This window comes from Rhizobium sp. BK650 (genome assembly GCF_014195325.1).
In the GTDB taxonomy this organism is placed as follows: Bacteria; Pseudomonadota; Alphaproteobacteria; order Rhizobiales; family Rhizobiaceae; genus Rhizobium.
The window spans coordinates 122,872-146,399 of the sequence record NZ_JACIBK010000014.1 but is presented as its reverse complement, the minus strand read 5'-3'; the positions used below and the strand labels follow the sequence as shown (position 1 = coordinate 146,399).

Sequence of the window (23,528 nt, the reverse complement as noted above, 5' to 3'; positions counted from 1 at the left end):
GAGTTGCACCATTGCGCTGCTCTGGCGACCTTCAAGTTACGCAACATCCGCAAATTACGGCGCCCATCGTACAGGAGAACTAGATGCTTAGGGTGACAGCAACAAACAGCTGAGCGGCGAACGCGCGTTTGCTAACCTGCCCGCACGCGTGTGAGGCACGAAGTGGCCGAAAGGTGAGATCGAACGCAGATCCATCACTGAGCTGCCAAACTGATCGTTACTTGCTCTGAGGGCGCGGATTGGTTCCGCGCCTGTTCATTTGCCTATCGGTAACGGGGGCTTTAGTGTCGCCCAAGCGTCTACTTGGTATTCTTGTGGCTCTGCTCGCCAGCCTTGACATGCTGCTCGTGGCTGCCGCCCTGCTTGCCGGAGGAGCTAGAACTCTTTTCCGACGCGCTCTTACTGCTACTGCCCGACTTCGAGCCGCCCTTCGTCTGTGATCCACTTGTAGATGGCATGTTGCATTCCTCCGTAAGAGATCGCCTTGATCTCGAGGAGAGAACTTCCATCCCGTTAAAGTGTTCCAGGGATGGCAGGGATCATTGGAACGGGCCGCCAACTGCTCACGATGCGGAAGTCGGGAGCCGACTGTAGCTCGACTCCACCGAAACGAACCTGGCGACAGCGGCCCCGAAATATGTACTCACGAGTGCAGCTCACCAGCGGCGATTGAACTCCTGGAGTAAATTGCGAATGCTTCAAGAACCGCTTCTGACCGCGTTCGGGCTCGCTACATCGGCTATGGAGGTCGCACGCGGCTTGGACCTGAGCGGACAGGTTGTGATAGTGACCGGAGGTTCTTCCGGTCTCGGCCTCGAGACAACCCGCGCACTGGCAATGTCGGGAGCACGCGTACATGTTCCCGCTCTCGACCCAGTCGCCGCCCGCGCAGCCTTGAGAGGGATCGACAGGGTCGAGATCTGGCCACTTCATCTTGGGGTTGAGGCATCGGTCGGAGCCTTCGCGAAAGCTTTCCTCGACCGTGAGGATCGGCTCGACACCCTCGTTCTCAACGCGGGAATAATGGCGCAGCCGCTTTTCCGAGATCTGCGTGGACGTGAGGGCCATTTCTCAATCAACTTTTTGGGTCACTATCGGCTCACGGCGCTTCTGTGGCCAGCATTGGTGGCCGCCGGAATATCGCGAGTGGTCGTCATGTCGTCCCGAGCCCACCAGATGTCTGATGTCGATCTCGAGGATATTGACTTCGTTCGCCGCCCCTATGACAAGTGGATCGCCTACGCTCAATCCAAGACAGCGAACGCGCTTTTCTCGGTGGCGCTTGACAGGCGCGGGCAGGCGAACGGAGTTCGCGCCTTTTCTGTTCATCCGGGGAGCCAGCCGTCTCGCCTGAGCAGGACGTGCACGCGTCGATAACCATAACGCACCCGTGTCTGGCAGATGTCTTTGATCTTCAGCTTCAGTTCGGCCTGCTCGCCGCGCCTGGACTTGTAGACATAAAGCGACCGGTCAATCTTCAGCACCGAACATGCGCGCCGGATAGAAACCTTCCAGTCTGCCTTGATCATGTCGACAAGCGTGCGCTTGCGGGCAGGCTTCAGAGCTTTTTTGACAGCACGTCCTGAAGCATGGCTTTGTCCAGCGACAGGTCGGCGACGATCCGCTTCAGCTTGGCATTTTCCTCCTCGAGCTGCCGCAGACGCTTCATCTCCGAGGGCATCAGGCCGGCGTATTTTTTGCGCCAATTGTAAAAGGTCGCGTCCGAGATGCCGGCTTTGCGGCACACCTCACCGATCGGCGTGCCATCCTCTGCCTGCTTCAACACGAACGCGATCTGCGCTTCCGAAAACTTCGAGGCCTTCATCGAATTCTCCTCTTCTTCCCATCAGGGATCATAAGTGGAAAATTCCAGTTCCAAATGGCCTAATTCAACGGGAGCACGTCACCCATTTATGGTTCGTCCGCTGAGTTGCAGGTAATTTCATGGCACGGAGCGTCGATCACTTCCTGCGCCTTGCGTCGAGGGCGATGAGAAGCTCGTCTAGCTTTTCCGCTGCTCCGACATGCAACCCGCCATCGGGGTGCGATGGCTTCGTCGAATTAGCTTCACTAACTGACCAAGTGTCTGTTCAGGCGCCGGTAGGCGACCTAACCACAACAGCTGAACGGATCCCCTGTATCGACTGGCGATTTTTTTCGAAATCCGCGGATGATTTCGAGGACAGTGGCGTTTTTCCAAAGTGCCGGCTGAGTTCGATTGAAAGGGCGGCGGGCGAGGTCATTCCATTATTATAAAGATTGAACAGCAATTTGACGGCGATGTTGTAATATTTCGGATCTGCAAGGCTACTTGTGGGATCGTATCCGGCGTCGTCGAGGACGCCTTGCAATACAGCCAGGTCAGACGTCCGCACAGATATGTTGAGATTGGAAGACATGCTGTCCTCCTTCAAGTTGGGGCGAAGGCAACAACCGACCTCCACGCAGTAGCGCCCTGAGAAACAGCTACTGAAGACCTACCATGCGCCTAATCAACACGGCTGGCAAACTGTATATTCCGGGGGTCAGCAGAAAGTGGTCAGGCCTGTGCGTTCGAATGTAGTTATCTCGCAATCATCTTTTCCCGGTTCGATAGTCACCAGCGCCAAAAGACATTCCTCGCTGAATCGCCTCGGGCGTCATCAATTTTTCTTGTCTGCAGGCGGGTGCACAGCTCGTGTGGCGCCTCCCTCGTTTTCCCATGATGCCAAAGCCTCCGGGTCGGCATGCAGTTTCCGCCGTCTCGAAGAGGGGTAGGCGGGCGTCAGGACCGTCGCCGCCCTGGTGCGTCTTATCACCATCGCCTCTTCGTGATGGTCGCCATTTTCTGAAGCCGCGAGATCTGTCGTCGCGTAGTCCGCTCGCTTGAGGATGGACCGCAGCCGCCAATTCTCGTCGCGTGTCGCAGCAGTTCCAGTTGTGATGATTACTACCATAACCATCCTCTCAAAATTAAACTAATGATGACGGCGAAGCTCGCCAGGATGGAAGCCCTGAATAAGAAGTCACCGTAAGCCACGATATGGGAAGAGCGCTTGAAGGTGGAAGACATCTTGTCCTCCTTTGATTGGGGCGAAGGGAGCCACCCCTTGATCGGCAGCGCCCGTTTCATTGGCTGCCGATATGCGAATATGCGCCTCCATTGCGCTTTATCCAAGGCGAACTGTGCCAGGCGCCCTGTAATTTTCCGCCCCGGGCCACTCGGTCACGGGCGAGAGGCGCGGGCTCTGTCTCGGCTCGTTCAGCGACGGTAAACTACGGTCGCGACGATCGGGGGAGCCGCGAAATGAATCTCATTATCGCCGCCTGCGTGGTATAGTCTCTCATGACCTATTCCCTGCAGGACTTAGAAGTTGCGCGCCGGCGAGTGATCAAAGATCGGCAGATGATATTCGCTCAGCAGAGCCTGATCGACGGAATGCGGACGCGAGGCGAACCCGCGGGGCTGGCCAGCGAAAGGCTGGTCAAGCTGACAGAGGATTTGCGCAACCATTGCTTCCATCAGGATCTGATTCAGGCGTCGATCCGATTGGAGCGCTGAGCCAGCCGCCGCCCACGGGGGGCGGTCGGCGGGTCTAGTGCTTGTTCACACTCCGGCTTTTTCGCCAGGCTCCTTGGCACGGCTCTCGGCTTCCCGGGTGGCGATCTTCCTGCGGTGATCGGTCCGCGCCTGCTCGAGTTCTCCCATTGTAGGAAGATCCCGGACAGCCAGACTCTTATCATCGGCCTCAGTGCTTCGGCGCTTTGTGAACCGATGCCGCGGGTTCTCTGCTTCACGCAGTTCCTCAACTGCGCGCGCTTCCTCGGCCGGCACGGCGAGGTCCGTGCGTGCGGCGACGGCATGGGCGATCAATTCCTTCGCGGAGGGATTGCCGTTCGGACGCTTTGCGTTAGCGCCGAAGTCGTGACGGTCACTGGCGGTAAGGAGCTTGGCGTTGTTATGTCTCGACATTGAATGCCTCTTTTTTCATGAAGTCATGAGCCTGCCGTTCGCGCGGGACGCGCTTTCGCGGCCGGCCTCCTGCTTGTCGAACAGGCTGGCGAAGGTTGTGTATATTTCTGCAAAATCTGGTCTTTGGTCTTGCGGTATCTTGTATTTCACGAAAATAGCGCAATAAAAAGGCGGATACGCTTTTATTGCATGGCTAGTTTAATTTATCTTCCCTACTAATAATATTTTAAATTTGATCAATGGAGTCTGAATAAAACCTTCATTTTAAGATTTTGTCCCAGTTGCGACGCAATTGGGGTGTAGGAGTCTCGTATCGTCGTTTGGCCCTGTGGCTCTCGTCCGTGTCAGAGACTTGAGGACCATCATCGCTCCGAATTCCGATCGCCATGCCAATGCCCTGAAGGAAGTATTCAGCGGGTCTTGGCTAACCGCCTTCAACTGGAGCCTTTCACCATGTCCGACCTATCATCCACAGCACGACGGACACTATCGTTCACTTCTCCGCCCCTTTCGCGCTTCCCGATCTTGTTGGTGAGGTGCATCCGGCCGGCGATTACAAGATCGCGCAGGATGAGGAGCGGATCGAAGGCCTGTCGTGGCTTGCCTACCGCCGCACCGCAACCTACATTCATCTGCCGTCGATTGCGCAGGGCAACCGCTTGCGCAGGATCGTCCGGATCGAGCCGACGGCGCTCGCTGATCTCTTGGCGGCGACGAATGCGACGCAGGAGCCGTCCCGTGAACGCCATCGAAAACCGTGAGAAAGCGCTGGAGCAGATCTATTTCCTGAACTCGGAAATGGCCTTCAAGGTGCGATCGCGCCGCGACCGTCTACTGGCGGTCTGGGTCTGCGGCATAACAGGCGCTGCCGATGTCAAAGCCTATGTCGGAGAGATCGTCGATCTCAGGATGCCAGGGGCTGACGATGAAGCCGTGATTGCCAAAATCCTTGCAGATTTGCGCTCGACCGGAAATGATCTCGATGAAAGAGCCTTGCGGGAGCGCATGGAGGCTTTGAGCGCTGCCGCCACGCAGGATATCGCCCGGCAACCCTCTTTATTGAGGGAGATCCATCTGCCGCTAGCGAAAGCTGTCCCGGGTTTGGCTAGGTCCCGGGTTTGGTTAGCGGCCGGCCGGAATACGACGCAGCCGCGCCATGGAAATAGTGCCGGAAGGACTTGCCTTACAAATCCGGCGACAGTTCATTGTGCACCTTGCGCGCGCCGTTGGTTCTCAGTGTAATCTCCTCGGCCCGTGACACCTCCGCTTTCAAATGCACCCATCCGGCCAGCGTGATGTCGCGGCCGCGCGCGGTGACGAAGATATAGCTGGGGTCGAGATCGCCGGCATGGGCGAGCGCGCTGTAGACGGCCGATTCAAGATCGCCCTGGTCGGGACAGCGGCTCGCCACGCGGGCCCGCGACACTGAGATGTTTTCTGTCGGCTGACATTGGGTTCGGCTCCTGCACGGCCTTTCCGGGTGTAAAAGTCTACCGGCGGATATCCTGCGCCGTCAGGGTATATGACTTTGCCGCTGCGGCCGTAGGCACGGGTCGCCGCTTCCAGAATGATCTCGCGCGCCATGTCGAAGGCTCTCAGGCACTCGTCCTCGGAGTGGCCGGGCTGGCTTGCGGTCCGCAAGGCGTTAGCTTCGACCAAAAACCGCACTTCGAACATGCCGTCATAACCGGAGAAGCGGACCGCATTCCGGCTCTCATCAAAACTGCGGCTTTTATTGGGAAAGGTCAGTGTCACGCATTCTCTCCCGGAGGATCAGTAATGCCCAATCCATTCGGACTGTAGCAAGAACATGCTGTTGGGGACGGAGTAGCCCGGTCTCGCCCCAGGCGCGGCAGGGCTGGCCTGCCCGGGCGCCCGCGACCGTGAGTGCGGATGTGTAGAACTATCTCGAGTGGGAAGGTCTTTTCCTCAGTGATGAATTCATCCCGAACGAATGTAATGGTGGTTTCAATCTCACTGCATATAGCGAAGGTTTCTTGGCGCTGAAGTTTTCGCTCATCTCATCTGCTCCAATTGCAGCAGCACCCTAGTCCCAGCCTATCCCGATACCTAGTGCCATTTGTCCCTGCGGTTTGTTGGCCGTGCTCGCTCGCGGCCGGGCGCCGCCGCAATGTCACCTATGGTACCTCGGGGCGAAAAAAGCCGGATGCGCCGCCGCCATAATTGTCGCGGTGATGAAATAGTTAGCACGGGTTTGATGCCTGTCGCGGCTGTTTGCTCTGTGTTGCTCATGCAGCATTGGGGTCGGCCGTCGTAGTGACCGAATGGGCAGCGATGAGACGCCGGCTGAGATGGCCTTAAGGCACGTACTGGAGGGCGAGAAGCACATCGCTGACCAGATCGCTTTGATTGAGCGGTTGCGCCTCATGGGTTTACCGACCGAAGACGCTGAGGATTTATTGGAACGCTTCCACCTGTTGCAGGCCAGCACGAGGAGCATCTGCGCAGGATCTCAGACGAGTGCGAGCTCGGGCTCCGGGACAAACAAGGGCATCTCCTCCCAGCAGCGCTTTTACGAGGCGCGGAAAGTCATCCAAAAGAATGACGCCTCGCACGCATGAAGCTTCCCGACGAACCGATATTGGCTCTAGCGGTCAGTCGAAATCCGCTTCAGCCCACGACGCCTTCCTACGTCGCTGGCACGGAGAGAGATCTCGAGGCCAGCGGCCGGCTTGTTGCTATGGGGTTCACGATTTGGGCCAAAGCTCGCATAATGGATCGATCGGAACTGCCCGGAACAAAGAAGATAGGTGTTGCACAGCATATACACCGACCCATGCCAACCTTGTCTGGGCTGAGGCAGGCGGGAGAATTCGAGAGATTGTAATAAAACGTGATAGTGAGCTGGCGCTGACCGTTCGGCTTTTGCTTAACACCCTGTGTCACAAGCCTCCAAGCGTGTTTTTTTGTCCCACCTGACTCAACAAGGCGTTTAGGCGCTGCACGTTGCGCGCAAGACGGCTGCGCCGATGCTCGCGACTCCAATACCAATGAATAAGGCACTGTTTTTAGGACGATTTCATTTAAGGCGCGCTCGATCGAATAGCGGTCTTCCGCCGCGCTCGATGTTTTCCGGAAGAGAACCGCTATAGTCCAAGGCTGCTTGACAACATTTTGAGGTTGCAATAGCGTTTCAAGTACACTTGGGGCGCCTCGGAAAGAGGCTGAGATACCGCCGCTGCCCGTCTGGGCGTCGCGTTAACCCGTTGAACCTGATCCAGCTAATACTGGTGTAGGAAGAGTGGCTATGGAGAAAGAACGACTTCATCCTAGTGCGGCACATACTTTCGATTTCGGCTGCATCTAAAGAGCGAATTCTATCGGCCCTTTAATTGCGGGTGTTTGTCAAGCGCCTGCAACATCCTTGCCGGGGTCATGGTCCTTTCCGAGGTCGTTGCCTCATGATGTTGTTCGGGTCGAGTGCTTCAACGTGTCCATCGATGTGCCTGTTGGGCCATCAGCCGATTGACCGAAGTCACCGCAACCACCGTCCCGGCGGGGATATTGCAGACCCCGTCTAGGGCCTGCAAACTCGGGTTTAGTTCAAGCGGTTTTCTGAGCACTCCATTCAAAGGTGGTGCCGTCGACCCAGATGCAGTGAAGAATGACAGCGAGCTTTCGGGCAACGGCGACCTTGGCCTTTTTCATCCCGATGCGCTTCGCAAGCCGCAGCCCCCACGCCTTCAATGTGCACCATTTCTTCGTCCTGTGCAGCAGGACCGACGCGGCCTCGAACAGATACGTTCTTAACAGTCGATCGCCCCACTTCGATGTCTTGCCGTTCGTGTCGCTCTCCCCAGATTGCTTTCGCCTGGGTGTCAGACCGAGATATGCGCCAACCGTCGCGGCCGATCGGAACCGACTCGGATCGTCGATGGTGTGACGGAACGTCAGACGCCGATGGCTGGCACGGTCATCAGACGACGGCTTGTTTCGTCGGCGCGTACAAGAGCGGCTATCCGCTTGTCGAGCTTTTCCTGTTCGCCGCAAACTTGTTCATGAATGGAAAGCAGCGGGGCGATGACATCTTTGAGAGGGTGTTCGGCATCAACCAATTCCGCCACCTTACGCCGGAACATCGACCCAATGGCGCGATCGAAGAGCAGTCCATACTCCTTCACCATCGCTCGTATCTGGTTTTCTATCGCTCGTCTTATTTCGATCAGGCGCGAGCGGGTTACGAGCAGGGAGCGAACCTGCTGGCTCTCTGCACTCTTGACCTTCACCTCCCTGTACCAACCGATGCGAACCAGCTCCGCTAAGCCTCGGGCATCATTCTCGTCGCTCTTGTTCATGCGTACCGATAATGCGGCTTTCGCGTGCCGTGCGTCGATGCAGACGACAGGTAGGTCGATACGCCTGAGCTCATGCCACAGCCAGCTCGACATAACTCACGTTTCAAAGCCAATGCGTTCCGCAAACGGCGCTTTCCTCCGGATCAGCTCTGCCAGGGCTCCGGGATTCGACTTAGCCCTACCTTCAAAGATCGGTCTTCCGGTCTCGTCCACGACACAAACGGCTGTTTCCCGTTGCGATATGTCCAGGCCAACATAGTGTTTCATGCGAGTCTCCTTCGAGGATGGGGCTCAAATATTGAGCGTCATTCGAAGAACGAAGGCGAGCAATTACGTCATCGTGTCCAAAATTCACCCCTTATCGGCATCCAGTTTTGACCCCCCTGATGTTGTAGATCAGCGCTTGGCCTGCCCGGAGCCGGCCGGGGTTGCAGAGGGTAGGCCAAGTGCGGGTGATGTCGTTCTTCGGCTTTAGGTTTGAGAGCGGTTCTTGAAGCGCCAGGACTCGTTTCCAGTAACCTCGCGATGATGGGTCAGACGGTCGAGAAGCGGCGACAGCGATAGCAGGACGACGCGGTCGAGTGGCCACCAGACGATGGATTGCGAATGGCGGTGAGACCGCCGGCTGGGCAAAGGCCGGGACGGCAGGCAGACCGCAGCCGTTGACACAGCGCCGCCGAGGAGGCCAAGCAAAAAGATTGAGCGCCCGAGCCGATCTCGTCGTTCATGCTGACGGGCTATTGGCCAATCCCGCTCGTGGCAGCATCGTTCAGCAGAGTGGTTAATGCCGTGACGAGCTGGGCATGGACGAAAGGCTTCTGAAGCAGAACGCTATTGGGAACGCCTTGAGCTGCCCATTCCTTGGCGCTGTCGCCTGTCATATAGATCACTGGCATAAGCGGCTGCAATTCTCGCGCTCGGCGAGCCAAATCCCAACCGTCTCTTTGTCCTGGCATCCTCACGTCGGTTATCAAGGCGCAAAAGCGAGCAGAGTCCTCTTCCAAAGCAAGAATAGCCTCATCCGCATCCGATACGGCGCGGTGCTCGAAGCCTGCTTCCGTCACGACGTCTTCGAGACTTAGTTTGATGAGTAATTCATCTTCAGCGATGAGAACAAGCAGCTTGCTACTGTCTTCGCTGATGATTTTCTGAAAAGTCTCGGCGCAATCGACCACGAGCGCGTCCTGCATTGGCAGGCGGGAGCTCTTAGCCCTCAGCCGCCAGCGCCTACGAATTCATTGCTGACGATGAGGGACACATAGAGCTTTCCTGTAGTAAGTCCATCCTTAATCCATGGAGGACGGAGATATTAGTCAGGGCAAGAGGCAGCGTCCTGAGCCGCACATTCTTCCGGCACCAGTGTTCGACACGCGCGGGTGAACAGGGGAGATGTTCATCGAGAAGGCGGCTGATGGTTCTCACCCCTTCGAGATCGAAGAAGCACCACAACGTGACAATTGAGCCACCTCAGTCCGATCGTTCTATAGCCTCGCGGCTTCGGCTGGGTCCGCTGCTTTGACCTCTGCCCAGCCATGCGTCGATTCTTTCCGCCAGCCGCAGGGATGGCGTCTCAGCATCTTCGCGAAGGCAGGTATCTTCGCTATTTTTATTCTTCTCCGGGAACACGACCCGTGCCTCACGCTCGGGACCGAACGGCTGCTGGTTCAAGAAAGCATCGACCGACGAACTTGTGTCGTGGCCGCCAGAGGCTGCGTTCCCCCGGTGGAGGACGAAAAGCCTGCTGGTCGCAGCGTCTTTTCCAAAGAACCACTTGTCTCCATTCGAACTCGAAGCAAATTCTTGCAAATCGGTCATGTCGTAGTCCTCTTTTTCAGCTGTCAGCTCATAGGACACGGAAAGCCACGGCCTATCGGATCAGCCTTGTCGCGACGGTGACCGCGGATCTCTGAGCGTCGCAGATCAAAGCTTAAGCCGGCGTCCCAAGAGTCCGTCAGACCTGTCGCCGTTCAGGCGAGCGGCGTGAAAGTGGGTAGCCTGGCGCGTCATAGAGCGCGCGAATCTGGTTCTGATCAAAACGCGCCTCGTCAATCTCCAACATAGAGCCACGCTGCTGACTGTTTGGCATGTCCTCTACGGCGAAACGCAGGGCTTCGGCAGCTGTCTCGAACCGCCGATAGCGAGGGCCGCTTGTTCCAGCTTTCGACTTGCCGGCGTAAAGTCCAGCTCCGCCCGTATAATCGAACCGGGTCACATTTGAGCCCTCGCGGTTGCGACAGGATGACGGAGGCGACGGGCGGCATCTCGGACGGTCCGTTCGCTATCGCGCAGTTGGCGCTGGCGCAGCTGCATCCCTTTTCGAAGGTTGAAGAGCTTTTCGGCACTGGAACCGGCTTCGGCGGCAGGTGCACGAAACAGCCCTTCTGCGGATTTTCGGGTGGTGTATTTTGTCATTTTGTCCTCGAAGAATGAGCGCGTTATCGCGCCCTTTGCGATGGTATTGGCGTGACAATGACGAGCTATTTCTTGCTGACACTCGCGGTGTGTCCGCCCGTGAGCTTGACCTGCGAGCCAGAGGGCGCGGGTGTCACTGTTGCGGTCTTGTCTTTTTTCGGTTTACGGATTTCGCGGTTGCTACGCGTTTGGCCCTTGGCCATGGGTTTATCCTTCGGCGCCCGGATAAATGTCGGCGCTGTTTGAGCTGGAGTGATTTGGGTCCGCGTTTGTCTCGAAGCAAATTTGCTAAACTGGGAGGGGCGTCCTGCCTTGAAGTATCGTCCGCATGCGGGTTTTTCCGTCGATGCCGAAATTTAGAAAGGCACTCGTCGCCGCCAGGGGCAGGTCTCGCTGAGCGGCTCGGGTGACCGCGGTCTCGAGAAGCGCGCGAAGGGTCGCTTGTTCATGATATCCGAATGGACTCGAACGGGCCAGATTTTGTGAAACGTAGCCGGAATACTCGTTGGAAGACATTGTGTCCTCCTCTCGTTTTGGTAAGGCCGTCGGAAAGACAGCGATGCCTATGATGCGGCTATTGCGTCTGCCACATGCCTGCCTCGCCGTTTGGGCAGGCTATTGTCATTTGTGCCTGCGATGCCGCTCGGGCCGGATGTTGCAGCGGTCGAAACCGGACCCGTCCTTGCGGACGCTTCGGAGATTAAAATTGCCAATCTCTGTGGCGGGAAAAACAAAAGGCCGGGCATGAACTCTCACAGTCATTCAGCTTTGCTGCCAGTACATCCGTGGTCAGCGGTCGAATGACCTTATCACGCCGCTTGAAGGTTGTCGGCAGAGCTCTTGCCGGACTTGCGGTCCTGGACGATGTCATAAGTGATCTTCTGACCATCCGAGAGCGAACGCATGCCGGACCGCTCGACGGCAGACACGTGCACGAACACATCCGTGCTGCCATTGTCAGGCTGAATGAAGCCGAAGCCTTTGGTGGAGTTAAACCACTTTACAGTACCAGTGTTCATAACGATTTCCTTTCGAAGCAATCGTTGTGGTTCCCGCGATGCCTTGCGGGTAAGATCGATTATTTGAGAGGAAATCCGACGGGAGCATAACGCTCTGGAACGACGTCACAAGCATTGGTCGATATTCAACATATAAGCTCAATTTTTGGTTTTGCAATACCTATCTGGTTTTTGTTCTAACCTCCTGCTGTGTTGGTCGTATCGAACCTGTGTCGCGCAACCAGCCTCTCGTGCGGTCGACAAAATTCCGGCCTCCAGCGTGCGACCCTGAATTTTCCAAAGGAGCTTTCGCTGGCGATCACCATCACCGCGATATTGGTAGCTATCGTCGACATCCATGGAAGCACGCCTTCGCGCATCATCCCCATCGGCAGCCGTTGCTGAAACAGGAAGAGCCAGGCAGGGCCTATTCCAAACATCACCAGCGGATGCCGATAAAGGCGATATCCAATCTGTCTCCACCGGGACCGACCATAGTATTCCGTGACGGTAAGAGTGGTAATATCCCCGACGCCGCGCTCATCGAGATTGCCGGCCGACGCGTGGTGCGTAGCATGCGCCCTGCGCCAATAGTCATAAGGCGTCAGGGTAAGGACGCCGAGAACGCGTCCTGTCCAGTCATCGAAGCGCGAAGCCGAAATGAACCGCGAGCCAAGTCAGCGTCCAGAAGGCGACGAAAGGGATCGCTGTGACGGTCAACTCGAACACGCTGCGGCCCGCATGCGGCTTGCGATATTTGGCAAGGATTTTGAGCCAGGCTTTTTCGTCCGAACCTCGTTCCATGGATGACTTTGTTTCCGCGATCATCGTTGCGTGCCGGCTTTCTCCAGGGCTGCCGCGCGATAGAAGTGTTCAGCGTGCTGATCAAGGTTCTACGCCTCGACCCGGTACCGGCTTGGGCGGCTTCTCGGGCTGAAACCATATATTGCTCATATCGTCTCATTAAGTTCTGCGGGCTCGATATTACTTTTTTATCTGCGGTGGCTCGAGCACGGCTGCTGGCAGACGGAGTAGAATTTCGGCGTGGTGATTTCAAAACAACAATTCAAGCCTGCATGAGGCCTGCTCCATAAAGGTCGCAATTTCGGGAATGATTGACGGCGACTAATCTAGGCGAACTCGCCAATGGTATCGCCCCCTCGGGGGCGGCATCGCAGCTGAAGGTAGCATACCGCGGCATTACGGCCGTTTGATGTTGCTGGTCTCCCGGTGTCGGCACCAAACAGTTGAAGGCGGCTTAGATTCGAAGGGCGAGTTCCCAATGCGATATCTTGGCTCGGGCTGTTTGTTGCCCGACTGAAGCGGTACCCGTAAACAGGCCTCATGCTGCAGGGGTATTCCGGATAGGAGGGCACAGCGGCTATGGCTTGGCTTCGGCCGGCTTTAACCTTCAATCATTTGACACCGCGTTGCTGATGATAACCCAAAGCAGAGAGTCAGCCGATCAACGTGTCCAGCAGATCGGCAATCTTGATGGTCGAGAAGTTCGAGAACGTGTCGCAGATGGCGTATGGTAGCACGATCTGATCGTTGTGGCGCATGGCGCCACATGTGTAGACGACGTTCGGTACATATCCCTCGCGTTCCGACGGCTCCGGGTGAACGAGCGGCTCTTTCGAGCGGGCGAGAACCTTGGACGGATCACGTTTGTCGAGAAGGGCTGCGCCGATTGCGTATCTTCGCACGGGTCCGACGCCGTGCGTGAGAAGCAACCAGCCTTCGTCGAGTTCGATCGGCGATCCGCAATTGCCCATTTGTACGAATTCCCACGGAAATTTCGGGCCAAGAATGATCTCGCCGCCATTCCAGACGTGGAGATCGTTGGAGCGGATGAGATAAAGGTTTTCATTGTCCTGGCGACCGATCATCGCATATTGGTCGTCGATCTTTCGCGGGAATAAAGCCATTCCCTTGTTCTTGGCGGCTGTCCCGGCGAGAGGCGTCATCCGAAACGACAGAAAATCTTTGGTCTCGAGGAGCTCGGAGCGAATGTCTCTGCCATTATACGCCGTATATGTGGCGTAGTAGGTTTTCTGACCAGCCTCTTCGAACTCGACGAAGCGAGCATCCTCGATGCCGTTCGACTGCGCGGCGGTCATCGGAAATATCACCCGTTCGCTGATTGGCTGTTCGGAGGAAAATTTCAGTTCCAAAGGCTCGTCGGGCGATGAAGGTGAGGGATTGTCGAACGAGGGAATGGACGCAAGCCGCGCCGTGGGTTCGATGTCCACGGTGCCATTCTGATCGACAATTCCCGATCTGAAGGTGAGAGACGAAACATGTCCTTCGCCGACCGCACGCAGGCTTAAGATAAAGCGCTTGCTGCCGCGCGGCACGCCCGACTGATCCGCGTGGGCGACTATGCTCGGGTTGAACAAAGCGGATGCCTCGAAGGAGTATTCGTGCATGAAGTATGCGCCGACGAGTTGGCGTTGCACCTTGTTGAAAGCAATGTGGGGCGCGAACGCTTCCTCCATTTCGATAGCGCGCTTTTCGAACGTCGCCAGCAGATTACGGTGTCGGCCCTCGAAATTTTCGAGAACCTCGGCCAGTTGCTGCTCTGCGACCTCAAGGTCGAGGCCGAGCACGCGATCCACGATGTGATTGGCCCGCGTCTTGTCCGTCGGTTTGAAGTCTCGCGGTTCCGTAGCGGGTTTGAAGCGCCGCACCACGACGCGTGTGGGATCGGGTCGTAGGAAAAGTGCTTGGCGGTTGAGAAATGCTGTCTGTGACAAGATGATCTCGATCTGAGTTGAGGCTGCGATGCATTACGCGGTGAGCGCGCGAAGCGGAGCGAGTGTCGAAGGATGACCGCTGGCACGCGAAAGCTTACGAAACTCCACAAGGCCGAGGAGATAGCAGACCACGGATTCGCCGCCTCTGTTTTCATTGAGACGCGTGGGATGCAGACCGTCGCGGCAACTGCCCGTTTCGAGATCCACGACCGATAATAAGAGATCGTTGCTGCCGAGGAACCAGGCGAAAGCCTTTGCAGCCTCTTCTTTCCATGTGATGTCGTGGCCGACCCGCCATGCCGCATGACAAGCAGCGATCGTCGCCGTCGCTTCCAGAGGCTGTTGATCGAAGAGCTTCACCTCTCCCGTCCGATCTGCAAAGCCATCCGTGCCGATAGGCCTAAATAGTCCGGCAGGACTTGTTTGCACGGTGATCAGCCAGCGTAGAGACTTCACGCCTACCGCCACATAATCGGGACGTTCGGTACTCAGTCCCGTCGTGATCAGCGCTTCAGACAGTCGGGCATTGTCGTAGGATAGGCTTTCCTCGAACCAGATCCATCCCGTTCTCTCGACACGATGGAAGATATCCACCAGCCTGTCGGCCAGTGTCGAACGGATTTGATGGGCGAACATGTCTTGAGGGGAGGTTGCGCAATAGCCGTCCAGGCCCAAAAGCGCAAAGGCCCAGGCGCGCGGCGAGCCGAAACCTTCAACGGTCGGCAATGCCTGCGCAAATAGGCTCGCAGCCCACGCGCGCCGGGATGGGGTTGCGTCGCTACGGGCGCATTCTCCAAGAGCCCAGAGCGTTCGGCCGTGGCTGTCTTCCGATCCCTTGTCTTCCAGCCAACGTCGGTCGAAACCCATGAAGTTTCGGAAATGTTTTTTTTCGGGGTTCCAAGCGTGCTGCACGAAGGACGCGAAGCATGAGGCGAGTGTTTCCGGCAGTAGCCTTTCGCCGGGTTCGTTGAGAGCAACCGACAACAGAAGCGCCCGGGCATTATCATCGACACAGTAACCATGCAAACGATCTGGCACAGAATAGACCGCATGCTGGAATAGCCCTGTATCGTCGCACATCGACATGAAGTAGCCGAGCTGCGGCTCGGGAAGGGCGGGGGCCTTGCGCCTCCCATCAGTCGTTGGTGCTGCGAGCTGCCGTGCGGGGTTTTGAAACGCCACCAGTGAAAACAATGCGATATAGCGCTCGGCGGTCTTTTGCCATGTCATCGGTCGACTGATTTGGTATGCCCGGCGGCGCATTGCGTCGCGTCTTCCGTCGTCCGTGAGAAGCGAAGCGATCTCGCGTCCGATCGCTGTCGCGTCGCCGAATGGGACTAGCACGCCGCGTCCCTTGGCCAATAGTTCTCGCGCATGCCAGTAAGGTGTAGAGACGACGGCTTTCCCGAGACCGAAGCTGTAAGCCAGAGTGCCCGATGTCATCTGGCCCGCATTGAGATAAGGCGTGGCATAGACATCGCACATGGAGATGAACTCCAGAAGCGTTGCCTTGTCGACGAAGCGATCGAGAAGCACCACGCTGTCCTCGATGCCCAGGTCGTTTACCCGCGTCACCAGGCTTTCGCGATAGGCTTCGCCTTGGTCGCGTACGAGATTGGGATGGGTTGCTCCGAGGATAACGTAAACCGCATCGGGCCGACTTTCCAAGATCAAGGGCATGGCATCGATCATGACCTCGATGCCTTTGTTTGGTGAAAGAAGCCCGAACGTCAGGATCACCGAGCGCCCGTCGAAGCCAAGGCCAGCTTTCGCGACTGCCGGTTCCGAAAACGGCATGTCGGGAATTCCATGGGGAACGACTTCTATCTTGTCGGCCGGCACATGATAGACCTCCGACAACAAAGTCCTGCCCTTTTCCGCCATGACCACCAGTTTGTCGGACAGGTCGATGATTTTGTTCAGGACTCGACGCTGGCCGGAGCTCGGTTCAGCAAGAACCGTGTGCAGCGTGGTGACGACCGGCATCTTCAACCTCGACAGCAGCGCAACGATATGCTCCCCGTCCTCGCCGCCAAATATTCCGAACTCGTGCTGCAGGCAGGCTACGTCGAAATTGCCGGAGTTCAGCACATCTGCGGCACGAATATAATCATCGCGATTTTCATCGGCTATCGAGAGGCGGACCTCCGGCGGGTAATCGTAGACATGACCGTGGTCCGTCATGGCCACGATTGCCGTGGCAACATGCGCTGGAGATTTGGAAACGGCATGCTGCAGATCAGTTGTGAAAGTCGCGATACCACAGCGGCGCGGCAGGGAGTTGCCGATGAAAGCTACATTTTTGAGCTGGTTCATAGCGAAGCTCCCGACGGGCTGGATGGAGTGACGTCGACTCCCGCAGGACCGCTGTTCGCGTCCGCAAAATCGGATTGCAGTCTATCTTTTACCACCTCGCGCAGGAGCCCGATCGCAGGCGCGCTCGCTGCGGTGGCGATGAGCAAAACGATTCCGTCAGGCCCGACACGGATGTCGGCACGATCAGCTTCTGCGAAAAACCCTTCGCCAATCGTGGCCGTCAAAGTTCCTATCGTTCCGTCTCCCGCGACGACCAGCGCCCAGCTCTCTCGGCTCGCGGTCAACTCCCAAACGGTGTCGGCAGGGAGGTCCAACCGTTCGAGGGTGAAGAACGGGCAGGACATGAGCTCGGCGCGCTCGACGGTGATATGGCGTGGCAGCTTTCTGCTGCTCGCTGGTTCCAGCCGTGCCACGGCTATGGCTTGTTCGATGTGAAGTTCTCTCGAGCGTCCATGATCCCAGATGCGAAACGTCGTCTCGTTGCGTTGTTGGATCTCAGCAATGACCAGACCCGCACCGATGGCATGCACGGTGCCAGCCGGAACATAAAACACATCACCGGCCGCGGCCTCCTGCCAGTCGAGAAGGCCGTCAATTGATCCGTCGAGCGCGGCCTTCCTAAATTCGAGCTGTGTCAGTGGCCACTTAAGGCCCACGGCGACCTGCGCCCCGTCGTCCGCTGCCAACACATACCAGGCTTCGCTCTTGCCGCTTTCCATCCCCATCGACTTGGCGGCAGCATCATCGGGATGAACCTGTATCGACAGTGTTTCCCCTGTGAAGAGGAGCTTCAGGAGGAGCAGACGATCCCGCTCCCCCGCTTCGCCATAGTCAAACGAGATTTCGCCGACGGGGCTGTCCTGATGGTTATTCGATGCCCATGGCCTGAGATCAAGACGACCCCATGGCTTGAGAATTGTTCTCACACTGGCGCGGTCGATTGTCATATGGTCTCCTTGATCTCGCCGCTAAGATCGGGGTGACCTGAGATCGGAGTGTGTCAGTGTCGTTGCTGCGCTGTCGGTACGGTCCTGAGGAGCCGCAAGGCTGGGAACGTGTCTGCGGCGCCAGCGTTTTTTCGAATTCCTCCCTCGACACGGGCCACGCCTCGGTGCGCCCGTTGGAGCTAAGGAGCAAGGTCATTGTCGTATGATAAGCCTCCCATGTTACGTCGATGGGCTCCTCGTCAATCTGAAGCTCGAAGACGCCTGGTGGATGAGGTTGCGCCATCCCGGGAAGCTGGAACGGTCGCACGATAGTGATGCGTTTCACTGATGTATTCATGACGGCACCGTTCCTGTCTGGAGATTGCTGAATGCTCTGTGGCGGGCCAACCCCTCTATCTGCCGGCATTTCGGAGGAGGTCTATTTCCTTCGCGATGGGTCCCAGGAGCTTCCGCAATCGGTTCTCCTCCACCTGACCGAGGCGAAATCTTTTCGCAAATTCGCTCACAAGCACAGTTTTCGCTGTTCCTGGTTGGAGCGGTGGAACTGATTTGGCTGGATGATGCACGATCGTATCCTTTCCGGATCACGGTATGCTCAACGAAAATGCGCGAGATCCAGCGTAATCGCGCTGGATCGAACTTTGGAATAAGCAGAGGCCGCAGCTTTCAGAATTCTTGGCCGCAACGCATCGAACGCCGTCAGGTAGTCTGCCTCGCTGGTATTTCGATGCGATTTCTCGCAGGCCAAGACTTCGGTCGCCAAATAGAATTTGATCTCGAACATCCCGTCGTATCCGGTGAAACGGACACAGCGATTTCTGTCGTCAAAGCTTCGAGCTTCGTTTGGGAAGGAGATCCCCATCAGCGTCCACCCTCATCTTGCAACCGATCAACAGCGCTACTCTTTGGTTGAGGATCAAGGCTTGCTCGCGTCGACGACTGTATCCGGTTGGCGAGAGAATTCAGGAGAGCCGATTTTGTCCTGACACCCCTGCGGAACTCAGTTGAGAGAAAGAGCGAGGCGTCACGTTTCATGTCGGAACTCGCGTCCGACTGAGATCCCCGGTGTCCGGCGGACCTTAAGACTTCCCTGACCAACTTGAAGCCGGCGGGTTCGACATGCGATGCTGCTGGATTGGAAGACATCACATCCTCCTTTGTTGGGGCAAGGTTTTGCACCCTTGATGACAGCGCCCTGAAGACGAGCCGTCACTACCATCTAAATCGTGCTGAAATACTGGATTACAAGGGGAAGGTCGGGCAAAGACGTCCGGAGCCATAACCGAGGACCGTTAAGAACTAAGCTCGAAGACCAAAGAGGGAAAAGGATTTCTGGCATCGACGTGAACAAATAGCTGGCCGGAAGTTCAGCTCCCTTCAAGAGCCAAACGTAACGCCCGGAGCTTCTGGAAAGGTATCGCGGCTTTTCGAAACGAACCCCATGCTGTCAAGGGACACGCCGCCGACGCATCTGGGGCTGCTGTTATTCAGAGCCGGATTAGCTCCGTCCAGGTTTGAGCCTCACCGTAACAATCTTCGGATGATCGCCAACCCACTCCACATCAAGGATCCCGGACGCTTCTGCGAGATCGCTCAGCCGGGCGAAGCCGTAGTTCCGGGCGTCGAAATCTGGTGGCTGTTTGGCGAGATGAGCACCGACTCGTCCGAGATGAGCGCGACCATCGTCATCTTCCGACGCGGCCACCGTCTTCTCCGGCTCCGCTTTCTGAGGAATGAGGGCCTTCTTCCCGGCTCGAACTGCGGCGACCCCGCGCTCTGGTGCCGAGCCAGCTGCTACCCCGTCAACCTTGGTCATCTTCTCGGTGAAGGACAAGTGTCGGAACGTCGATTGCTTTCAGGTCTCTGTCGAGTCGGTTTCTTGGTCGATGACGCGGAAGCCTTTTGACAGGAAGACAGCATCTGGGCATCCCAGTTGTCTGAGCTCAGCGGCCACCCATGGTGGAACATGATCGGCTGAGCTTCCTTTGGACCCCAGCCTTGAAAAAGATCTCCGTACCGTCGTTTGTTGTTACGTAGCCCATATCTAGCTCTCCGTTGAAACGTTCCTAGTTCTGGCAAGAGTGACCGCAAGCGCGAAACCCGTCGAGTTCGTGACAGAAGCGGCTAGGTAAGCCGCTCAGGCGAACAGGTCTCGCGACACGTGATGGTCGGATATAGTCGTTGGGATTTACTTGCCGTATGCCTTGGCGACCTGGCCGACAAGAGTGGCCCAGGGCATGTCGAGGGCGGCGTAGACGGCTCCGGCTTCCGGGCGGCCGTTATCCTTGAGGATCTCCACCGTGAGGGTGGCGTAGTCGGACAGGATGACGCCCGCCTGCTGCATGCGAAGGAGGCCCGCTTGTCGCTTGGTTTCGCTGAAGGTGCCCGAAGCATCCACCGCAACATAAGCGTCGAGGCCGCGAGCGACTGCCGTCATGGCCGGGAAAGCCGCGCAGACTTCCAGAGAAATGCCCGCGAAGATCAACTTCTTGCGGCCGGTTGCCTCAATTGCCTTGGCGACGCGTTCGTCGTCATAAGCATTGACCGAGGAACGGTCGATGATCTCGATGCCCGGCAGCGCTTCGACGAGTTCGGGAATGGTCGGCCCCCACATGCTGTCGCGAGCCGTGGTGACGACGACACCACCGACCTGCGCACCACTTACGAAGCGTTCATCTCGGCAAGCCCACTCGTCGACAATGTGACCGTCGAAGCTGTCGATCAAGAGGCTGCACAAGGATGGTGGGTTCGCCCGGAACAGGCAAACAGCGCACAGGCGATCCTCTATATCCACGGTGGCGGCTACGTACTCGGTTCATCTCAGGCCTATCGTGGTTTTGTTAGCCAAATCGTTTGCCGCACCGGGGTTCCGGCTTTCATTCTCGAATATCCACTTGCGCCTGAAGCATCCTTGCCGGTGGCGCCGAACACAGCACTGGCTGCCTGGGACTGGCTTGTCGCTCAGGGCTTCACAGAAATCGCGATCGTCGGCGATTCTGCCGGCGGCGGTCTTTCGCTGGTGACGTTGACGCAACTCAGCAACTGGAACCCGGACGTGAAGCCAGTCGCTGGCGTCGTGTTTTCTCCCTGGGTCGATCTGACCTTCTCTGGCGCTTCGATGGTGGATCATTCCGTTGTCGATCCGCTGATCGGTTATGACTACCTCAAGGACTGCGCCCAAAAATATATCGGCTCGTTCAGCGCCTCCGATCCGCTGGCGTCGCCTCTGTTGGGTGATCTTCAAAAACTGCCGCCATTGCTGATCCAGGTCGGCACCGATGAGCGCCTGCTCGATGACTCCCGGCAATTCGCCAACCGCGCAGCTCAATCTGGCGTCCCTGTCCAGCTCGAGATCTGGGAGGGCATGCACCACGTCTTCCAGCTCGACGTCGAGCATATCGAGAGCGCCAAAACAGCACTCGACCGCGCAGCACAGTTCCTCCTGGCCGCTTTTATCAGGGGCTGAGACGACATCTTAGACCCGCTGACAGAGGAGATTTGATATGACAAACGCGACCACACACGACGTCATCATCGTAGGAGGAGGTTCTGCCGGCGCAGTCCTGGCGAACCGGTTGAGCGAAGAGGCCAGCAGAAAGGTCCTGCTTATCGAAGCCGGCTCGGCCTACGCGGCTGCGGACTTTCCCGACGTCATCGCCAATGCGAACCGCGTGGGTGGCGATGCGGCGCATGACTGGGGCTACCGCACGCAGGATCACCTTGGTCTCGGCCATGATGTGAGGGCATTGCGCGGTAAGGTTCTCGGCGGTGGCTCCGCTGCGCGCCTGAGCGCAAAACCCACAGGCAGCCATTGATAAACACGCGGTTGTCCGAGCCAGTCCGGCCCGGATCACCAGCCTTGCCGGGCAACAAGGACGCAATCTTCGCCCACTGCCCATCGCTCAGCTCATACCGTTTAAACGCCATGCCAGACCTCCGTGTTCAACACGGTGGCCCATGAATCACCGATCAAGCAATTTGGGAATCCTAAATGTCGATCCGACCTAAACCGTCGTACGAATAGCGCGTCTGTTTGCTCGGTTGTGACGCATATTCAATCCTGACAAGCCTATTGTTAGCATCCCAGCTATAAGTACGCTCGCCATCGGAGATCAGGTTGCCATTGGCATCGTAGCTGTAGGCCTGGCCGGAGACGTCAGTAATCTGATTGAGGTTATTAGGCGCCGCGGTTTGAGCGGATGGTGTGGGCTCGGCGACCGTCACATCTGCTGGAACCGCATGCCGAAAACTTTAGTATTCACGAAAATAAAAAAATATTTTAGGAAAAACTGTGATACTGTGCATCTGTAGAATAAATTTTTAAGGAGAAAATTTATGCGATATTATTTTCCGGGCCTCACAGGAAGGCAAATCGCTATGTTTCTCATCGAGACATCGGTCCTTGCAGCTGCGCTAGCTGGCGTCCTGGTTGTTACCATACCTATGATTTGAGCCAGATGAGGACCGTTGCGGCCTGTCAGCATGAGCAAAATGTCCCGGCAATCATTCGGCCGAATTCACTTGCTCGAATCCTCATCACGGATCGATTTCATTTTCGATCCAGCAACTGGTGTGGAAAATATGCCAGATAAAGAGCTAGACCGGCTGCTCTTTGACCGGATTTGGGCTTTGGGCGCCAAGGCAGTGCACGAAAATCACATTTCTGCGCTCGCTGATGCCGCCCTCAGTACGCCTACCTTGGAAGAATACCAGAATAGCCACGGCGAGCGGATGAGCGATTTTATCAAGGTCATCAAACTCGGAATCGCGCAGCTCCGCTGACCCATTGCTGATGCTGGTCGCTGTGTGGATCAGCCGAATTCGTTCGCCGACGTCGCGATGTCGTACTTGGTGGCTAGTCTGCCTGTTCTGGAACCGCATCGCCAACTCATTCGAAACAAAACGGAAAGTTTTTCAGATGGATGACCGCAGTCAGATGGCTTTCTCGCCACTCAAGCAGATAAAAAATTCCAGTTCCCGAAAGAAAAACCTGCGGTTCGCCGAAAACAGGGTCGACAAGATTACCCAGCTGCTTGTCAGTCAGACGGCGGTTGTCAGAGCGCGGCGGGCCAACTGCGCTTCAGCCGACACCGATAAGTCGCTCCTCGCGAGGATTTGTGACAGGAGGCGCCGCGCGATGGATTACCTGCTGCGTGTTCAGGCGTTCTGCTGAGCGCCAATCGATTTTAGGTCCGGGATGGTGATGGAGCTGGCGATTTCCCTTGCTGTTTGTCTTGACTATACACGCCGGGGGACATCATGTTGAAATTCAACTGGGTATTGTTGGCCGCATTAGCCCTCGCCCAACCCATCGGCGCGCGCGCCGAGCCACTCGAAACCTTTCATCTCGTAGACCGCATTGATGTGGCTGGGCAATCGTTGGGAACTAGTCGCTCCTACAAAATCACCACTGGTACATCGCGGACTATACTGATCTCCGTCTCTGTCGATGCATTCTGTCGCTACACGCTGCAGAAGGGAGGGCTAAGAAACCTCCAGCCAAGCGGCGAAACGGTTCCGATCGAATATTCGGACAAGGCTTCAATTGCTGAATTTTATATTCTCTCTTTTTCTCAAACTCGCTCCGCCTGGCAGGCAAGCAGACCTTGCGCGTATTCATTCTCGCTCAAATGAAGGCGACCTTCGAGGATCAGCCGAATTGACTCGCTAATACACACGCTCTGTGAGCCTACTGCCTAGCTTGGCCGTTTGGTACCTGTTCCGGCATCTAGGCTTCTTGGAGCCCGCCCACACCCCTGGGAGGGCTCCTTTTGATATGGGGCGGTCGGGTGCGGCGAGGTAACAAGCTCATCCGGAGAATGGTTGTCGCC

Annotated in this window: 27 protein-coding genes, 6 pseudogenes and 1 riboswitch; of the genes and pseudogenes, 10 read left to right on the top strand and 23 right to left on the bottom strand. The window is 56.9% G+C overall.

From position 1 onward, the window contains the following. Positions 1 to 299: 299 nt before the first annotated feature. Entirely contained in the window at positions 300 to 458 is a 159-nt protein-coding gene (locus FHX15_RS26730; protein WP_184401358.1) for a hypothetical protein, read from the bottom strand. Positions 459 to 693: 235 nt separating this feature from the next. On the opposite strand from FHX15_RS26730, the gene FHX15_RS26725 reads away from it, so the two are divergent. After that, positions 694 to 1,377 (top strand): SDR family NAD(P)-dependent oxidoreductase, encoded by a 684-nt coding sequence (locus FHX15_RS26725; protein ID WP_312861921.1) that lies wholly within the window; start codon positions 694 to 696, stop codon positions 1,375 to 1,377. Here FHX15_RS26725 and FHX15_RS26720 read toward each other — a convergent pair. Continuing rightward, positions 1,338 to 1,825: pseudogene (locus FHX15_RS26720) on the bottom strand (transposase); the annotation flags it as partial. The gene FHX15_RS26725 and the pseudogene FHX15_RS26720 sit on opposite strands and share 40 nt — an antisense overlap. Before the next feature lie 265 nt (positions 1,826 to 2,090). Beyond that, the gene (locus FHX15_RS26715) at positions 2,091 to 2,399 is read right to left on the bottom strand and encodes a hypothetical protein (RefSeq protein ID WP_184401357.1); all 309 of its coding nucleotides are present in this window, start codon (positions 2,397 to 2,399) and stop codon (positions 2,091 to 2,093) included. 926 nt (positions 2,400 to 3,325) lie between these two features. Here FHX15_RS26715 and FHX15_RS26710 point away from each other — a divergent pair. After that, on the top strand, positions 3,326 to 3,541 hold the full coding sequence (locus tag FHX15_RS26710) for a hypothetical protein (protein ID WP_184401356.1): 216 nt from the start codon (positions 3,326 to 3,328) through the stop codon (positions 3,539 to 3,541). 45 nt (positions 3,542 to 3,586) lie between these two features. On the opposite strand, the gene FHX15_RS26705 is transcribed toward FHX15_RS26710, so the two are convergent. Beyond that, positions 3,587 to 3,952 carry a hypothetical protein gene (locus tag FHX15_RS26705; RefSeq protein WP_184401355.1) on the bottom strand — a complete coding sequence of 122 codons (366 nt, stop codon included), beginning with the start codon at positions 3,950 to 3,952 and terminating at the stop codon, positions 3,587 to 3,589. A gap of 536 nt (positions 3,953 to 4,488) precedes the next feature. Between FHX15_RS26705 and FHX15_RS26700 the strand changes: the two genes are divergently transcribed. Continuing rightward, positions 4,489 to 4,713 carry a hypothetical protein gene (locus FHX15_RS26700; RefSeq protein ID WP_246779105.1) on the top strand — a complete coding sequence of 75 codons (225 nt, stop codon included), beginning with the start codon at positions 4,489 to 4,491 and terminating at the stop codon, positions 4,711 to 4,713. Beyond that, positions 4,670 to 5,194, top strand: a complete 525-nt coding sequence (locus tag FHX15_RS26695) for a DUF1476 domain-containing protein (protein ID WP_210290861.1) — start codon at positions 4,670 to 4,672, stop codon at positions 5,192 to 5,194. The genes FHX15_RS26700 and FHX15_RS26695 overlap by 44 nt, the downstream gene beginning before the upstream one ends. Here the strand turns inward: FHX15_RS26695 and FHX15_RS31650 are convergent. Together FHX15_RS31650 and FHX15_RS26685 are read right to left on the bottom strand one after the other, a co-directional pair. Beyond that, positions 5,136 to 5,378 (bottom strand): BON domain-containing protein, encoded by a 243-nt coding sequence (locus tag FHX15_RS31650; protein ID WP_312861919.1) that lies wholly within the window; start codon positions 5,376 to 5,378, stop codon positions 5,136 to 5,138. The genes FHX15_RS26695 and FHX15_RS31650 overlap by 59 nt on opposite strands. 64 nt (positions 5,379 to 5,442) lie before the next feature. Continuing rightward, positions 5,443 to 5,707, bottom strand: a pseudogene (locus FHX15_RS26685) (DUF1488 domain-containing protein). A gap of 530 nt (positions 5,708 to 6,237) precedes the next feature. Here FHX15_RS26685 and FHX15_RS26680 point away from each other — a divergent pair. Further along, the gene (locus tag FHX15_RS26680) at positions 6,238 to 6,534 is read left to right on the top strand and encodes a hypothetical protein (RefSeq protein ID WP_246779098.1); all 297 of its coding nucleotides are present in this window, start codon (positions 6,238 to 6,240) and stop codon (positions 6,532 to 6,534) included. A 573-nt stretch (positions 6,535 to 7,107) separates the two neighbouring features. Next, a riboswitch (TPP riboswitch) is annotated at positions 7,108 to 7,230 on the top strand. 286 nt (positions 7,231 to 7,516) lie between these two features. On the opposite strand, the gene FHX15_RS31645 is transcribed toward FHX15_RS26680, so the two are convergent. From FHX15_RS31645 to FHX15_RS26620, 16 genes and pseudogenes are all read right to left on the bottom strand, one after another. Then, positions 7,517 to 7,963, bottom strand: coding sequence for a transposase (locus tag FHX15_RS31645; protein ID WP_312861918.1), 447 nt, complete (start codon positions 7,961 to 7,963; stop codon positions 7,517 to 7,519). Next, positions 7,864 to 8,361 carry a transposase gene (locus FHX15_RS31640; protein ID WP_312861917.1) on the bottom strand — a complete coding sequence of 166 codons (498 nt, stop codon included), beginning with the start codon at positions 8,359 to 8,361 and terminating at the stop codon, positions 7,864 to 7,866. Before FHX15_RS31640 ends, FHX15_RS31645 begins: the two co-directional genes overlap by 100 nt. A 3-nt stretch (positions 8,362 to 8,364) precedes the next feature. After that, positions 8,365 to 8,535 carry a hypothetical protein gene (locus FHX15_RS31635; protein WP_312861916.1) on the bottom strand — a complete coding sequence of 57 codons (171 nt, stop codon included), beginning with the start codon at positions 8,533 to 8,535 and terminating at the stop codon, positions 8,365 to 8,367. Positions 8,536 to 8,739: 204 nt separating this feature from the next. Beyond that, positions 8,740 to 8,817, bottom strand: a pseudogene (locus tag FHX15_RS30805) (IS21-like element helper ATPase IstB); the annotation flags it as partial. Positions 8,818 to 9,005: 188 nt separating this feature from the next. Continuing rightward, positions 9,006 to 9,458 carry a response regulator gene (locus FHX15_RS26670; protein WP_184401353.1) on the bottom strand — a complete coding sequence of 151 codons (453 nt, stop codon included), beginning with the start codon at positions 9,456 to 9,458 and terminating at the stop codon, positions 9,006 to 9,008. A gap of 277 nt (positions 9,459 to 9,735) precedes the next feature. Continuing rightward, positions 9,736 to 10,122: a hypothetical protein gene (locus tag FHX15_RS26665; RefSeq protein WP_184401352.1), complete on the bottom strand. Its 387-nt coding sequence runs from the start codon at positions 10,120 to 10,122 to the stop codon at positions 9,736 to 9,738. A gap of 97 nt (positions 10,123 to 10,219) precedes the next feature. Continuing rightward, on the bottom strand, positions 10,220 to 10,480 hold the full coding sequence (locus FHX15_RS26660) for a hypothetical protein (protein ID WP_184401351.1): 261 nt from the start codon (positions 10,478 to 10,480) through the stop codon (positions 10,220 to 10,222). 1,009 nt (positions 10,481 to 11,489) lie between these two features. Then, positions 11,490 to 11,699 (bottom strand): cold-shock protein, encoded by a 210-nt coding sequence (locus FHX15_RS26655; protein ID WP_183749878.1) that lies wholly within the window; start codon positions 11,697 to 11,699, stop codon positions 11,490 to 11,492. A 290-nt stretch (positions 11,700 to 11,989) separates the two neighbouring features. Continuing rightward, positions 11,990 to 12,506 (bottom strand): annotated as a pseudogene (locus FHX15_RS26650) (fatty acid desaturase); the annotation flags it as partial. A 629-nt stretch (positions 12,507 to 13,135) separates the two neighbouring features. Continuing rightward, positions 13,136 to 14,434 carry a glycoside hydrolase family 130 protein gene (locus FHX15_RS26645; RefSeq protein WP_184401350.1) on the bottom strand — a complete coding sequence of 433 codons (1,299 nt, stop codon included), beginning with the start codon at positions 14,432 to 14,434 and terminating at the stop codon, positions 13,136 to 13,138. Between the two features lie 33 nt (positions 14,435 to 14,467). Next, positions 14,468 to 16,750: a glycosyltransferase family 4 protein gene (locus FHX15_RS26640; RefSeq protein WP_184401349.1), complete on the bottom strand. Its 2,283-nt coding sequence runs from the start codon at positions 16,748 to 16,750 to the stop codon at positions 14,468 to 14,470. After that, positions 16,747 to 17,697 (bottom strand): class I mannose-6-phosphate isomerase, encoded by a 951-nt coding sequence (locus tag FHX15_RS26635; RefSeq protein WP_184401348.1) that lies wholly within the window; start codon positions 17,695 to 17,697, stop codon positions 16,747 to 16,749. Before FHX15_RS26635 ends, FHX15_RS26640 begins: the two co-directional genes overlap by 4 nt. Positions 17,698 to 18,292: 595 nt before the next feature. Beyond that, entirely contained in the window at positions 18,293 to 18,559 is a 267-nt protein-coding gene (locus FHX15_RS26630) for a DUF1488 domain-containing protein (protein ID WP_184401347.1), read from the bottom strand. A 636-nt stretch (positions 18,560 to 19,195) separates the two neighbouring features. Beyond that, on the bottom strand, positions 19,196 to 19,513 hold the full coding sequence (locus FHX15_RS26625; protein WP_184401346.1) for an OST-HTH/LOTUS domain-containing protein: 318 nt from the start codon (positions 19,511 to 19,513) through the stop codon (positions 19,196 to 19,198). A gap of 69 nt (positions 19,514 to 19,582) precedes the next feature. Beyond that, positions 19,583 to 19,739, bottom strand: a pseudogene (locus FHX15_RS31170) (alpha/beta fold hydrolase); the annotation flags it as partial. A gap of 146 nt (positions 19,740 to 19,885) precedes the next feature. Next, positions 19,886 to 20,422 carry an isochorismatase family protein gene (locus FHX15_RS26620; RefSeq protein ID WP_246779102.1) on the bottom strand — a complete coding sequence of 179 codons (537 nt, stop codon included), beginning with the start codon at positions 20,420 to 20,422 and terminating at the stop codon, positions 19,886 to 19,888. On the opposite strand from FHX15_RS26620, the gene FHX15_RS26615 reads away from it, so the two are divergent. Next, on the top strand, positions 20,399 to 21,163 hold the full coding sequence (locus tag FHX15_RS26615) for an alpha/beta hydrolase (RefSeq protein WP_210290872.1): 765 nt from the start codon (positions 20,399 to 20,401) through the stop codon (positions 21,161 to 21,163). The genes FHX15_RS26620 and FHX15_RS26615 overlap by 24 nt on opposite strands. A gap of 37 nt (positions 21,164 to 21,200) precedes the next feature. Continuing rightward, the gene (locus FHX15_RS26610; protein ID WP_184401345.1) at positions 21,201 to 21,512 is read left to right on the top strand and encodes a lycopene cyclase family protein; all 312 of its coding nucleotides are present in this window, start codon (positions 21,201 to 21,203) and stop codon (positions 21,510 to 21,512) included. Positions 21,513 to 21,534: 22 nt separating this feature from the next. Here FHX15_RS26610 and FHX15_RS31845 read toward each other — a convergent pair. Then, positions 21,535 to 21,624: pseudogene (locus tag FHX15_RS31845) on the bottom strand (IS5/IS1182 family transposase); the annotation flags it as partial. Positions 21,625 to 22,179: 555 nt separating this feature from the next. On the opposite strand from FHX15_RS31845, the gene FHX15_RS26600 reads away from it, so the two are divergent. From FHX15_RS26600 to FHX15_RS26590, 3 genes are all read left to right on the top strand, one after another. After that, positions 22,180 to 22,479: a hypothetical protein gene (locus FHX15_RS26600; RefSeq protein ID WP_184401343.1), complete on the top strand. Its 300-nt coding sequence runs from the start codon at positions 22,180 to 22,182 to the stop codon at positions 22,477 to 22,479. 136 nt (positions 22,480 to 22,615) lie between these two features. Continuing rightward, positions 22,616 to 22,870, top strand: a complete 255-nt coding sequence (locus FHX15_RS26595) for a hypothetical protein (RefSeq protein WP_184401342.1) — start codon at positions 22,616 to 22,618, stop codon at positions 22,868 to 22,870. Positions 22,871 to 22,956: 86 nt separating this feature from the next. Further along, a complete protein-coding gene (locus tag FHX15_RS26590; protein ID WP_184401341.1) occupies positions 22,957 to 23,331 on the top strand; it encodes a hypothetical protein in 375 nt (124 codons plus the stop codon). The last annotated feature ends 197 nt before the right edge of the window (positions 23,332 to 23,528 follow it).